The organism is Desulfonema magnum (assembly GCF_017377395.1).
Classification (GTDB): Bacteria; Desulfobacterota; Desulfobacteria; order Desulfobacterales; family 4be13; genus Desulfonema_C; species Desulfonema_C magnum.
The window spans coordinates 323,178-335,857 of sequence record NZ_CP061800.1 but is presented as its reverse complement, the minus strand read 5'-3'; the positions used below and the strand labels follow the sequence as shown (position 1 = coordinate 335,857).

Genomic DNA, 12,680 nt, shown 5'->3' with positions numbered 1-12,680 from the left:
CCTGATATTCATAATGAAAGGCTTGTACAATGCCCACAACACCCCAAAAACATTCACCATACAATATCCTTGCATCACCTCCGGAAACCGTACTTATTCTTCTGGCGCAGGGATTGGAACGCCAATATGACGCATTAAAGAACAACCGCTCAGTCGTGCGGCAAAAGCAAACAGACCTGGATGCCAATCTGATTTCCGCACTTCCCCGTCTGTCAGCACTTTATATGTGCGAAGGCAAAGAGGACAAGGCCGCATCAGTCCATAAACTGATGGAAATGGCAACAACCCCGTTAAAAGAATGGGGAATAGATTATTTTGCCAAAGCGGATTTTCCCTATCAGGATGTTATTCTGATTGATCCTCAGACCCTTGCGCCCACTCCCGAGTCCTTTGAGCTTGCTGCAAAGTCAAGGCGGACACGGGGAGGATCAGAAGTAGCTCCGGATACAATTAAGAGCCTACAGCCCTCTGCTCCCGCTTCAAAGCGGGGATGTGCCTTTCGGCATAACCGTTGCGGAACGGCTTCTTTCTATCTGAGCTGCCACCTTATATACAGGTGCTATCTCATATTCTCTCAAAAACTGGTTCATGGCCCGTATCTTCTCCCTGGGCGTTCCGGGAACAATCCCGTCCCTGTTGGCTATCTGATCCCATATATCCAGCAATTCATCTGTCGGATATCCCCTGTAATTTCCGGGTAAGTTCTGTTTTTTCATTTTCCGAACCTGCCTTTTTTGCCAGTTCAATGATAATTTTTGCCTCTTCAAATGTCAGATGTTTTGCAAGTTCCCGTGCCTTCACGGGAATACCTGCATTTTTCAGAGCCTTGTGCATGGAACTGATTATCTGCGGCGGGACAGCCAGTTTCGTGTTGCCGAAATATCCGGTGACGGCTTTCACAGAAATTCCCATCCGGTCAGGCGCTCTGATAAGCGAGGCAGCCGAACCGCCAGTTGTGAAAATGTCATCCGTGACAATCACCTCCCTGTCTCCGACAGCGGCTTTCAATATTTTGGAATTGACCGGCTCATAAATTCTCGGATGGAAAACTCTTTCAAAGGGTCCGATCTTTTTGGACTGCCGCTCATGCAGAACATCAAAATATGTCTCGCCTGTCACAAATTTTCCGCCGAATTCCTGGAACAGCTTTTCTGCGAGACTGACAGGGTGGACATTCTTTTTTGACGAACTCGGCACGGAGATGAAAAGCGTGTTTTCAGGATTTTCAATCTGCTTTCTGAGTTCCCGGGTATGTTCCTCCGACCAGAATTTTTCCGCAAAACGGTCTGCGGCCGCTTTGTCACCTTTCTCTTTTCCCGCCAGCCAGTCAGGATCATTTTCTGTGATTCTTATATTTGTTTTCCGACTTGATACAACTCCCCTCACTTTTTCCAGTTCGCCGCTGATGCCTTCTTCCGGCAGTGTTTCTTCATAAGATATCGCATCTGTTTTCTGCTGTTCATCTGCCATTTTCGTTTCAGAGGCATAACCAAAACTTGCACAATCATTCAGAATCTCTTTACTTTTAATATTATTCAAGGCTTTTCTCCTTTTGTCAAGTATATATTTTTCATTGCCTCTTTCGGCTTGCAAATCCATAAATTAATTAAGTCAAAAAAAAAGCCGGCCGCTATTTTTCCCTGCAAAATTATAAATTTTCAGGAAATGCATAGAGGCCGGCTTTTTCAAAAGCTTAAAACTTTTGACCGATAACCGACTCATATTTTTTTGATTCATTCAAGTATCCGGTACCATATATTATCCTTCTTCTTTAAAGTTTTAAAAAAATTTAAATTTACAAAAAAAGATTATTTATGTCAAACTGATTTATTGACAGATATGCTTCATTATATGAAATAAAAAAATTTCTGATTATAACGGATTCAGGGGAGGCGGGTCAGCATGATATGACAGCGGATTTCGGGATTAACCGGATTTCCGTCCCGTCCGCGGTGCCATGTTTCCGATCCGGCACCGGACGGACATATCCGTTTCATCCTCTTATCCGCTGTCATATTCCGGGCCTTCCCAAGATATGCATGAACCATAAAACGGCCTCAGACTGAAATAATCCCTGCACACTGACGGAACATCCCGGTGATGAAGGATGGGCATCCCGGCCAAACGAAAACAAAAACCTTGACCGGCCAGCCTGTCTTTGATAAAAAACATACATTTTCCTTTCCTGATTTCAGACATTTATTAATGACAGTTTTTGCTGATTTGACACGGCCCGATTACCCAATGGCAGCCCAGCGGACAGCCGAAACAGAAAGACTTGCAATGCCCACAACACCCCAAAAAGATTCACCATACAACATCCTCGCATTACCGCCGGAAACGATTCTCATTCTTCTGGCACAGGGCTTGGAACGTCAATATGACACATTAAGGAACAACCGTTCAGTCGTGCGGCAAAAACAGACGGAACTCGATGCCAGCCTGATTGCCGCACTTCCCCGTCTGTCAGCACTTTATATGTGCGAAGGCAAGGAGGACAAGGCCGCATCAGTACACAAACTTATGGAAATGGCAACAACCCCGTTAAAAGAATGGGGCATAGATTATTTTGCCAAAGAGGATTTCCCTTATCAGGATGTCATCCTGATTGATCCCCAGACCCTTGCGCCCACTCCCGAATCCTTTGAACTTGCCGCAAAGTCAGGCGGATACGGAGAGGATCAGATTCTTGAGGATCATTACCACACTCAGGTGCGTGATCTGGTACAATCCGCACGAACACGCCGGGATCAACTTTATACCTCAATTCGTGAATTCATCGTCCGGCATCCCCTTGCAACCATCCGGGAGATTGAAGACTGGAAAGACAGCCTCAGATTCCCAAAAGCAAAACCGACACTTGCCAGCTTTTATCGGGACATCCCTGTGGGATGGACACACGACGGGACGGTGCATCAATGTTCCAACTGCGGCGGACTGCTCAAACCCCATCCTGACAAAAGGCTTTATCCTGACGGCATATGTGTTGTCAGCAATTGCAGGAAAAAAGGAATTTTTCACAAAACAGACGAACTTTCAGATTCCCAGGATATGAAACTGCTTAAAAATCAGTTACTCACTTACTGGGTCGGCCCGGGACTTGATGAAATCAAGATTTACGACGCTGCAAAGGCAGCAGGCAGAAATGCTGCCTTATATCCCAGTTCAGATGCCTGTGACATATCTCTGGACGGCTTTGCCGTGGGCATAGATGCAAAATCTTATACCTCAGCCATGCTGCTGATAAAACGTCTGAACAACTCCATAGGCCGCCTCATTGAGTACGACCGCAAAATCATCGCTGTCAGCGATGAACTGGATGACCGGTTCGGAAATTACATGGCAACGCTCCGCTCGGAAAAAAAAGATGCGGCCAATGACCTGGAATTCATAACTGTCGGCGCTCTGATCCGATCAATTCACTCAGGAGAAATCTGATGCGAAAGCTTCCCAGCCTTTGGCCCGGTGTGGAACGGATACAATATCTTTGTGTGTTCCTGGAAAGTATCAACCTCAGTTCATTGCGTTCTGTGCCCCTTATTACCAGCGGTTTTCAGAGTCTTCTGACAACGGATCTGTTAAGCGGACATGCACAGGAATTGTTCAATGTATTAACTTCCAAAGTCCGTTGGGATTATCTCGGAAGCCAAAAATGCCTGTCGTTAAAGATATGAAAAAAATAAGCACAGCCCCTGCTTGTTCCATACTATTTTCTCCATCCACTAAGGCAAGACACCACTGAATTGCTCAAACAGTGATAACTTATAGCTAATTTTCACATAGTCCCCAAGTTTGACCTTATCCGCTTTTTCTGCATCTGACACACTAATCCAGGCGAATGTGTTATCAATATAGTCTGTTACTTTTCCCTCCGCAATTTTCACCTCGTCAATGCTGATTTCATCGGTCAGTTCATTGGTAAATGACTGCTTTGTATATATGTCAACATGCTGTCCCTGTTTCAGATTGTGGTGCCTGCCAAGGGATATCCTGAAAATCCGCTTGTCCTCATTGACTTTTTTGGCAAGGATATACCCTTTGGGGGAAAAGAAATTTTGAAGCTGAGTACGAACCTCATCAACAGCGTCGGATGCCGCACTTCGGGCCAGCTCATAAATACTCTTACCTATCTTGCAACTACTACTGCTGGTATCCCTGTAATCTAAGCTCAGATGATTTAGTTCCACACTTTCAATGATACGTTTTTCCATTATATTGTAAATTTTTATCATCCCCTTAAACCGTGCAGTATATTTGCACGAAGGTCCAGATGTTTGTTTGCCGTCCTTGTCCTTACTCGCAGCGACATATTCGCTGTTGAGGTCAACCGAATTCACAGAACAAATAACAGCATAATGGGCATCAGTGGGCCCCTTATAATCAATCTTCGCACTCTGAAATTCTACCAGAGAACGTTGCAGTTTGTTTTTCAGACTTTGGGTGACTACTTCCACACCAGCATCAGTCAGATGTTTTTCAACACTGCTGACAATAGCTTCTTTAAGCTCCGCATCCTTCACAATTTTTTTGTCTTCGGGCGGAATGACAACTACCCTGAGCTTATTCTGCTGAGTTGCCTCAATTTCTTCCGCGGTGGGAGAAAACTCCGCCTTTTCGATATGTACATCTGTATAATTGCCAAAACTGTCAACGAGTTTTGTGGTGACACACCCGGACAGCACAATCATCAGCCCCGGGAAGAATAACAACAGATTTTTCACCCTAGCCATTTTATCTTACCTCCTTGTCATTTTAACCTAAATTGAGCGATTCTTTTCAGAAAAACTGGCTAAGAGTCCGGCAGCCGGGGCTTTTTGTATTTTACACTTTTCACCCGATGGGTGAAAACCCGGAAACCGCCGAAGCCCTTATACTACAAGCCGGGAATCATATTCAGGCCAAAGAATCGCTCAATTTAGGTTTAATCCTAATGTTTTTAAAATACCTTTTTCTTTTAATTGTTTTAAAAAAATAAGCCGTGATGCCTTTTCCAAGGCTTCATCATAGCTTATGTCCGAGTCTCCGGATGCCTTAAACCTTTTGTAAGATAAGACCCTCCCTGAAGCGTCTTTGACGGTAATAGTTGCGGTCAGTGTTGATTTTTTCGCGTTATAAAAAAGAGAGTTCTTTGTATTGCTGGCAATATGGATGTAAACCATATGTTCGTCGCTACTATCAGATTTTTTGGCATATTTCATACCTTCTTTATAAAGTTGCTCACTGAGTCGCTGAACAAGATATTTTGCCCCCTCGTCATTTTCGATGCAAAAGCGTCTGATATCTTTGGTATTGCCAGTTTTGTCAGGAGAGGGACTTGGTTTCGGCGCAGATGTAATAAAATCTTTCTCTTTCTCTTTCTCTTGCTTAATTTTGGCAAGTTCTTTTTTTTGATGTCGGAGTTCCTCTTCAATACGCTGTTTTTCCTCTGCAAGAGCAGCAAGTTCATTCTGTTTTTCAGAAGGTTTGAAATAAAAGTCTCCTGTCAAAGAAGAGGCATCCCAGGGAACCTGTTCCCCCTGAGTTTCTTTTTTGACAGAAACTCGTACTTTTTTAAACACATCCTCCACTTTCAATCCAGGGATGGTAATATTTTTAAGCAGTTCCTGGGTATAAAGGCCGTTTTCCCCCGAACCATCATCAGCAACACACCCGGGAGCAGTGGCATACGCAATAAAAGTTCCGCTGGGCGCATCCATAAGGGCAAGCCCTCTGGTCATTGACCGAAAACTGCGTGCATACGGATTATTTCGGCAGGCATCCAGAATAAGGATATTGAGCCGGTTCTTTGCGCTGTCCATCTTGGCAAGCACACGGTCAATCCTGACCGATTCCAGCTCAACGTCTTCTTCCCCTTTGATGTTCATATTCACCGGAATCAGGTAATTTTGACCTTCTATCTGTATCCCATGCCCTGCAAAGTAAAAAAGCCCCACTCCGCTGTTACTTATTTTTTTCCCAAATTCATTGATACGGCGTATCATTTCTTCCCGGCTCAGATCTTCATATTTTATAACTTCAAAGCCCGTCTCTCTCAATACTTTTGCCATTGCTCTGGCATCATTGACAGGATTTTTGAGGGGGTCGTTTTCATAATCGCCATTTCCAATCACCAGAGCCACTCGTTTTTCTATTGAGGGATTCACTTCCATGAAACCTTCTGATCCTTGGTCAGCATCCTCAGCAAAAGAAGGGACAGAACCGACAGAACTGTGATTAGCTTCGCTCACGACACATCCCGATAAGCATGGGATGCAGAGTGCCATTCCTATATAAATGAAAATGATTAAAAAGTTTTTTTTGTTCATACTTTATCATTCCAAATAATTCCCATTATAGATTTTCAGTCCACTTTTTAATCAGTTGAATATAAAATTTCTGAGTATGTGTCAAGTTCAGGTTATATAATTTTTCGGGCAGAATAAGAACAAGGAATGGACATAACAGATAAGATTCAGTTCCATAGACTTCAAGAAAATATTTTGGTGCGTTATCTTTTCTCTGCCGCCTTCCCAAGATAATTTTCTTGAAAGTCTATGGAAAATGAATGAAATATACAGGATTAAAAAGAATTATTTATCATTTTTCTTTTCGTTCCTTTTTGTATGCGGAGAGAATGGTGATCATCATCAGGACTATGGGAATGATGATCAGATTGGGACGGGCAATCTCCAAAGCCCCGAGTCTCCGTACCTGCCAGACCGACACCAGCCAGCTCAGGGACAGAGATATGAGGGGGTCGGCGAAGGCAATGATGGAAAGCCAGCCGTTCACCCCGACACCTGTGTTTCTTCTGTTTCCATACTGATACAGGGCAGCCCCGAGCGCCTCGGTAAAATAGGCAATCGCAGTGCCGAACACGCCGACACCGACAAATATGACGAGGAAGGATGGTCTGACCGCGCTGAAGGCGGAAATGACAGACTCCGAATTTTTCATGTAACCGTGAAGCAGGAACATTCCCCAGGGAACGGCTGTCAGAAGATGAATAAGCCCCTGCTGAAGAGAGAGGAGCAGAATTTTGCCCCCGAGGGTAAGTTCGGATGTTTTGCTGACAGCGGAGATGATATCAAAATAAAGGGCGAGGACGGTTGCCGATGTCAGGGCAAGAAGAAAAGGCTGGAAAACTCCGATGTTCAGAGGAATGTCTCCCTGCATGGCAATGACGGTCACGAGCGCTCCGAGAAGAATCGGAATGCTCAGAAATATTTCATCGAGGCGTATCCTTTCTGATTTTTTTCCGAAAAAGAATATCTTGACAAGCCTGATGGCAAAGCTGCCTACATAGACAAGGGCCACGGAAAAGACACAGGCAAAGGTCACATATTCGGATCCCCCGCTTCGGATGATTTTGTAATCAAACCATCGGCATGTGGTGAGACATAAGGCGGCAGCAAACAGAAGCATCCGCTGCCTCTTAAACAAACACCATATTGTCTGTCTTTCTTCCCGGGAAGTGCGAAAAAACGAGATGATGGCAATCATGCACACAAAGCATGGAACCGCACCGGCCGTGCGAAAAAGAATCAGCCATGCCATGACGGCTGCCGGAACATTGTCCAGAACATCTTTGGGAATCATGCCGTAAAAAGCAGGAAACATCCCCCAGATGAACGCGGCGAAAAACATAAGAGACAGACCCATGTTTGTGTAAAAGCTGTTTTCAGACTTCTGATAATCCTTCATGACATTCTCCTTTCAAAGATTGCCGTTTTGCCGGTATCAGATCACGCTTGACTTTTTCCCGAATCTTCTTATCTTCGGAAAACAGATGTCCTCTGTGAAAATACCGGCATACCGACGGTTTTCATTTGTGAGAGGGCAGAGAGGAACCGCCCCCACGGTTCCTTTCCCTTATCTTTAATTAATTAAGCCTGCTTATCACCTCCTTTCCTATATGGTTATATTAAGCGTTGAGCATGTTCCTGCCAATCATGGAATTTCAGCAGATCGAAAACTCGTCGGAAATCCATCCTCATACTCGTTCGGGATTGGCGAATCCCGTAGATTTCCGGGAGATTTGCCAATCCTTCGGGAGCTTTTCAAGGATATTTTCGATTCGCTTCATGAGGGGCTTCGGCCCTGTTGCCAAGGCCTATCATGATGATGTTGTTCCGGCCGGTAACGGTGCTGGTCATGTTCCCATTCGCCTTGTGATCCGTCAGAGGATTCGCCCCATGAGGGGTTTCGGCCCTGTTGTTGCCAGGAGCCGTTATGATTATGTCGCTCCGGCCGGTAACGCTGCTGACCATGTTCCGGTCCGCCTTGTGATCCCTCAGAGGATTCGCCCCATGAGGGGCTTCGGCCATGTTGCCAGGATCCGTGCTGATGTTGTTCCGGACGGTAACGGTGCCGGTCATGTTCCCATTCGCTTGCAAAGGCTGCGGAACCTGCCAGAAGAATTCCAAGAATCAGAGCAAAACATTTTTTCATTTTATTGTCTCCTTTTCAAATAAAGTTAAAATATAATATTTTCAGAATGATAATCGAAATTTCAATGTCTTTCTTTGTGATTTGTGTTGATATCACCTCCCTTTAGAAATGTTATCGTAATCAAATTTTGTTTCAGTTAGAATTTTATATTGCTATTCATTGCCCTTTTGTGTATGTATGCCGTAAAAATGAAATTTTTGGCGGAAAAAATATATAGTATTTAGATTTAGGTATGTCCTGGCACGAAAGTTGCATACAGAGGCGGCCTCCGGGATTCCGAACGGACGAATGAAATTTTCAGGCCCGGAAACGGCTTTTTTTCCGGGACAACCTTCCCATGCAAAAATCATGCCGGGACATACCTAAATCTAAGTACTATATATTGATTTCTTAGATAATGGTAACAAATTGATTTTTTAGGGTATAGTCATGTACTTTTTTTAAAAAAAATATGGCAAAAATGTCTATAAAATCGGTCTATATATTATAGAGGGAGAAGAAAAATGTCCGTAAACATCCGGTCAGCATTAGAAAATCTGAAAGAGGAAGATATTGACAGGTTGAGACTAAAACTCCGGAGACGATTTGGAGAACAACTCCGTAAAATTCCAACTATCCCAGATATGGCAAAATTTCCGAGCCGAGACACTGAAGCCCTTTTTCAAGAAGCTGTTAAAGACCTTTTGGAGGACAGGAGGCGCTGTCCGACAGAAACTAAAAAAGCCTTACTTGGTTGTTTGTATAACATTGTGAGGAGTAAAGTCAGTCATATTCAAAGTAAATGGAATGATGTAAAAAAAAGAAAAAAGGAGAGGCAGAATGGGTATGCTTTGGAAAACCAACCTGCAAATATCTACGGGCGGAAAATCAATCAGCATGATTTGGGAAAATCCAGCGATGCTGTTGTTCAACAAATAACATCGGACGCTTATCAATCAAAATTACACGAACAAATTTTATCTTTAGTTGAGGATGATGCTCTGCTAAAACAAATAATTGAATATCAGATAGACTCAGGCGGACCTGTAAAAGCACAAAAAATAGCTGATGCATTAGGTGTAGGCATTGAGGAAATTTACAATGCAAACAAGCGATTAAAAGCTCGACTGAAAAAAATTAATAAAGAGTATAGGGGGAGATATTATGTCTGAACTTCAAAAAGATATTAAGAAAAATGCCATTGCGTGGCTGGAAAGATTTTCCCAAGAACTGGAATGCGATCCGGATATTATTAATCTTATGCCTATTGATGAAATTCGAGAATCACTTCGTGCATCAGGAGCTGATGTCGAAGGTTTCCACGTAAAAATAACAGAAATGTTACTTCGTTCAAAGGCTGAAAATTTATTGCCTAAACTAAAAACTTGGCTATCTCTTCCATGGAAGCCGCAATGGGCAGGAGAGGTGGTCACGGCAGCAGATATCGGCCCCCAAGAGGAAACATTTAAGATGGACTATGGCCAATATATCAATATTTCCTGCTACTGGCAGGGGGAGGACAGCTCTTCATCAGCTTTTATCCACCTGAAATGGAATGCGAACATACTGTTTTCTAGCAATTTGTGGGCATGGTTTGTTGATCCTGATACCCATGAAACGCTTTTTAAAGACTGCCTTGGTTCCGATCTTGAAGGGAAAAAAAATTTTTATGAACAGGAGCTTGGCTTCAACCCATGCGCTCGTAAATGGGCCATATCTGTTTTTGTGGAGAAACTGTGATGTGTCATTTTGCATACCCGAATGTAAATCCGCTAGAACAACCCCCTTTTATCGGATGCGGAAGATACAAAGCGATGGATCGAAAACAAGAGGGCTATAATGCCATTGAAAAAGTTTCGGTAACCAGCGAAAAATACCTCCATTCCGTAGTTTCCCATTTTACCCCTAAGTCCATTGGTTCAAAGAAAATATTGTATGAAAAAAAAGATAAGGATGAAACATATCAAGGAGATTCTCTGCATCTGGCTTATCTTTTGGCTAATGTAAGTTGCTCAAGGAAACTTTTGCAAAAAAACAGAAAAGGAGATATCTGGTGTACGGGTTTTATTGGTAGGGGCGTTTCAGGGCCTGATTTGTTATCTGTTAATCAAGACAGCTTCAAACTCAAATTGGATGCTTTTTTGAACGAAAACGACGGACTATTTATCGTTCCCAGTCAAAATATAACTCCGTCAATTGAAGATGCCCTTAAAGAAAGAGATGCTGATTTACTGAATCTCGAACAAGTTGAAAAATTATCCGATTCCTTTGCTTTTGAAAAGAAGACGATTCTCAGGGTCAGACCCACCGAACTTCCCCAATTAATAAACATTCTCTTTGAAGCCTCTCTCCAAGAAGACAAAGTTCCGCAAACGGTTTCTGCGCCAACACACTCTCATCGCAGTTTTTTTATCAGTATCATTGCGGTCATCGTGGTAGTAGTTCTGTTTGCTCTGACAGCATGGCATCAGGATCAGGACATTATTGCCTGCCTTGAAAACGGGGATTTTTTCAAAGCCGAAAAACTGCTCCAGAAGGGCGCAGGAGAGGATGGTGATGAATTTGCCCAACTTCAAAAAAAATTGAATACCCCCATTCAGTTTACAGTAAATTTCGAGTTTATGAGGCAGGGTGAAGCTGTCACTCTGCCTTCTGATTCTCCACAACTTGCTGAGACAGTTTTGGATCACAACGATAACTACAAGCTCATAATTTCGTGTAATTCTCCACAGTATCCATTGTATCTCTATGCTTATCAGGAGGACTATCAGGGCAATCTGGATGCTATGTTTCCAAATCCTCAATGGAATCCTGGCTATAATAATCCGCTCCGACCTGATGAATTTCCTTATCATATTCCTCCGGGTGATGATGGATTTTATCTGGATGAATTTTCTCTTTCCGAAACTATGAATATGCCGAAGGAAATCGTTTATGTAATTGCCTCTCCCTGGCGGGCGAGAGATATTGAAAACTTATTTGGCGAAGTTGCGAAAGCGGTTGACCCTGCGATACGCAAAGCAAAACTTACAGAAATTGTTGAGAGATTAAAACTGAGGGATAAGACTGCGTTAAAAAGTGTATGTTATAAAATGTTTCATTTCAGGCATGGCGGAGAGGAGTGACAGACAGCATCAATCCCATTAGCTGATATTCAATAATAAACGCTCATAAAAAAGCCGGGTTTTTCCCCCGGTCATGCAAATATTTTCAGATAAAAACCTGGCTTTTCAAAATGTAAGGAAAAAGAATATGATATCAAAAAGTTTTGCAAATCGTTTTTTGATCATCGGATGGATCTGTACATGGTTTATAACCGCCTGTGCAGGCGAATTAGATAAAAAGAAACTTGAGTCGGACACTTCTTTAAGAGCTATCAGCGGTGTTCGGTATCCGAAGAAAGAATTCGCAGAAGCTGTTAAGCCACAGGTTCACCTAAAAATTTTTAAAATGGTTGGAAAAAATAAGATAGCAGAAGTCATGGATGGAGACGTACTCACAGAAAATGACAGATATCTTGTTGTTTTCAAAGCTGAAACATCAGCTTATGTTTATATTTTTCAAACAGACAGAACAGGCAAAATGATAGAAATCTTCCCGAATCCTAATATCAATGAGATTGGCAATCCGGTAATATCCGGTAGGGAATATCGCATTCCCTCTTCGAATCACTTGTTTGGCCTCGGCCCAAATAGAGGGAAGAAGCTGTTCGTGTTACTGGGCTATGAGAAAGAACTTCGAAGTCCCAAAAAAATCTGTAGAAAAGTTATGAGTTGTTCGCACAGAGGCATTGCCGGCACACGAGATTTTAATATAAAAGGACTTTTAGTCAAGAAACTTCAGATTATGCATAAATGACAATGTCATTGTCCCGCAGAGATTCTGGATATAGAGCTTAATTGTCTGAATCAATTCGTCAGACAAGGTTTGATATCCAGATTTCTTACATGACCTAAAAATTTCGATGCCCAGAAGTCTCACATTGCACTCCGCCGAAGATCGCCAAGCTCGTGCTGACCGAAAGAGAGTTTATTGAACACATTGCCGAACCCGAATTGGAATTGCTGGAAGAGCAGCTTCATGCCGCGTACAAAAAAGCTCCCCTCGTTCATGCCAAAGGCGATCATTTTCATTGCTGCCCTCTCTGCGGCAATCTCCTCCTTCGGACAAACAAGAACATCCTGATCTGCGAAGACGACCGGTGCCGGACAAAGCGCAATTCCGAGAAGCCTGGCAGAACAATCTGAAATTTCGACATTTCCGAATCATAA

At 43.1% G+C, this 12,680-nt stretch carries 13 protein-coding genes; 8 read left to right on the top strand and 5 right to left on the bottom strand.

Annotated elements, in window-relative coordinates; all coding sequences use genetic code 11:
• The first annotated feature begins 29 nt into the window (after positions 1 to 29).
• Complete coding sequence (locus dnm_RS01320; protein WP_207680924.1) at positions 30 to 701, top strand: hypothetical protein; 672 nt, start codon at positions 30 to 32, stop codon at positions 699 to 701.
• Here the strand turns inward: dnm_RS01320 and dnm_RS01315 are convergent.
• The gene (locus dnm_RS01315; RefSeq protein WP_207680923.1) at positions 667 to 1,539 is read right to left on the bottom strand and encodes a phosphoribosyltransferase; all 873 of its coding nucleotides are present in this window, start codon (positions 1,537 to 1,539) and stop codon (positions 667 to 669) included. The genes dnm_RS01320 and dnm_RS01315 overlap by 35 nt on opposite strands.
• 666 nt (positions 1,540 to 2,205) lie before the next feature.
• Between dnm_RS01315 and dnm_RS01310 the strand changes: the two genes are divergently transcribed.
• Both dnm_RS01310 and dnm_RS01305 read left to right on the top strand, forming a co-directional pair.
• The gene (locus dnm_RS01310) at positions 2,206 to 3,438 is read left to right on the top strand and encodes a restriction endonuclease-related protein (RefSeq protein ID WP_207680922.1); all 1,233 of its coding nucleotides are present in this window, start codon (positions 2,206 to 2,208) and stop codon (positions 3,436 to 3,438) included.
• Entirely contained in the window at positions 3,438 to 3,674 is a 237-nt protein-coding gene (locus dnm_RS01305) for a hypothetical protein (RefSeq protein ID WP_207680921.1), read from the top strand. Before dnm_RS01310 ends, dnm_RS01305 begins: the two co-directional genes overlap by 1 nt.
• Positions 3,675 to 3,722: 48 nt before the next feature.
• Here dnm_RS01305 and dnm_RS01300 read toward each other — a convergent pair whose 3' ends face one another.
• From dnm_RS01300 to dnm_RS01285, 4 genes are all read right to left on the bottom strand, one after another.
• A complete protein-coding gene (locus tag dnm_RS01300; protein WP_207680920.1) occupies positions 3,723 to 4,730 on the bottom strand; it encodes a hypothetical protein in 1,008 nt (335 codons plus the stop codon).
• A gap of 180 nt (positions 4,731 to 4,910) precedes the next feature.
• Positions 4,911 to 6,227, bottom strand: coding sequence for a caspase family protein (locus dnm_RS01295; RefSeq protein ID WP_207680919.1), 1,317 nt, complete (start codon positions 6,225 to 6,227; stop codon positions 4,911 to 4,913).
• Between the two features lie 349 nt (positions 6,228 to 6,576).
• On the bottom strand, positions 6,577 to 7,683 hold the full coding sequence (locus dnm_RS01290; RefSeq protein WP_207680918.1) for an EamA family transporter: 1,107 nt from the start codon (positions 7,681 to 7,683) through the stop codon (positions 6,577 to 6,579).
• Positions 7,684 to 8,039: 356 nt separating this feature from the next.
• Complete coding sequence (locus dnm_RS01285; protein ID WP_207680917.1) at positions 8,040 to 8,357, bottom strand: hypothetical protein; 318 nt, start codon at positions 8,355 to 8,357, stop codon at positions 8,040 to 8,042.
• 576 nt (positions 8,358 to 8,933) lie between these two features.
• On the opposite strand from dnm_RS01285, the gene dnm_RS01280 reads away from it, so the two are divergent.
• The 5 genes from dnm_RS01280 (at position 8,934) to dnm_RS01260 (ending at position 12,656) form a co-directional block, all read left to right on the top strand.
• Entirely contained in the window at positions 8,934 to 9,581 is a 648-nt protein-coding gene (locus tag dnm_RS01280; RefSeq protein WP_207680916.1) for a hypothetical protein, read from the top strand.
• Positions 9,574 to 10,149, top strand: coding sequence for a hypothetical protein (locus dnm_RS01275; protein WP_207680915.1), 576 nt, complete (start codon positions 9,574 to 9,576; stop codon positions 10,147 to 10,149). The genes dnm_RS01280 and dnm_RS01275 overlap by 8 nt, the downstream gene beginning before the upstream one ends.
• Positions 10,150 to 10,223: 74 nt before the next feature.
• Positions 10,224 to 11,534 (top strand): hypothetical protein, encoded by a 1,311-nt coding sequence (locus dnm_RS01270; protein WP_207680914.1) that lies wholly within the window; start codon positions 10,224 to 10,226, stop codon positions 11,532 to 11,534.
• Between the two features lie 127 nt (positions 11,535 to 11,661).
• Positions 11,662 to 12,267, top strand: a complete 606-nt coding sequence (locus dnm_RS01265; RefSeq protein WP_207680913.1) for a DUF4384 domain-containing protein — start codon at positions 11,662 to 11,664, stop codon at positions 12,265 to 12,267.
• A 152-nt stretch (positions 12,268 to 12,419) separates the two neighbouring features.
• Positions 12,420 to 12,656 (top strand): hypothetical protein, encoded by a 237-nt coding sequence (locus dnm_RS01260; RefSeq protein ID WP_207680912.1) that lies wholly within the window; start codon positions 12,420 to 12,422, stop codon positions 12,654 to 12,656.
• Positions 12,657 to 12,680 lie beyond the last annotated feature (24 nt).

Bases quoted from the DNA above. Each gene is read 5' to 3' on its own strand.
- dnm_RS01280 (WP_207680916.1), top strand. From the start codon at position 8,934: ATGTCCGTAAACATCCGGTCAGCATTAGAAAATCTGAAAGAGGAAGAT.
- dnm_RS01265 (WP_207680913.1), top strand. From the start codon at position 11,662: ATGATATCAAAAAGTTTTGCAAATCGTTTTTTGATCATCGGATGGATC.
- dnm_RS01305 (WP_207680921.1), top strand. From the start codon at position 3,438: ATGCGAAAGCTTCCCAGCCTTTGGCCCGGTGTGGAACGGATACAATAT.
- dnm_RS01310 (WP_207680922.1), top strand. From the start codon at position 2,206: ATGACAGTTTTTGCTGATTTGACACGGCCCGATTACCCAATGGCAGCC.
- dnm_RS01300 (WP_207680920.1), bottom strand. From the start codon at position 4,730: ATGGCTAGGGTGAAAAATCTGTTGTTATTCTTCCCGGGGCTGATGATT.
- dnm_RS01320 (WP_207680924.1), top strand. From the start codon at position 30: ATGCCCACAACACCCCAAAAACATTCACCATACAATATCCTTGCATCA.
- dnm_RS01285 (WP_207680917.1), bottom strand. From the start codon at position 8,357: ATGACCGGCACCGTTACCGTCCGGAACAACATCAGCACGGATCCTGGC.
- dnm_RS01270 (WP_207680914.1), top strand. From the start codon at position 10,224: ATGGATCGAAAACAAGAGGGCTATAATGCCATTGAAAAAGTTTCGGTA.
- dnm_RS01290 (WP_207680918.1), bottom strand. From the start codon at position 7,683: ATGAAGGATTATCAGAAGTCTGAAAACAGCTTTTACACAAACATGGGT.
- dnm_RS01275 (WP_207680915.1), top strand. From the start codon at position 9,574: ATGTCTGAACTTCAAAAAGATATTAAGAAAAATGCCATTGCGTGGCTG.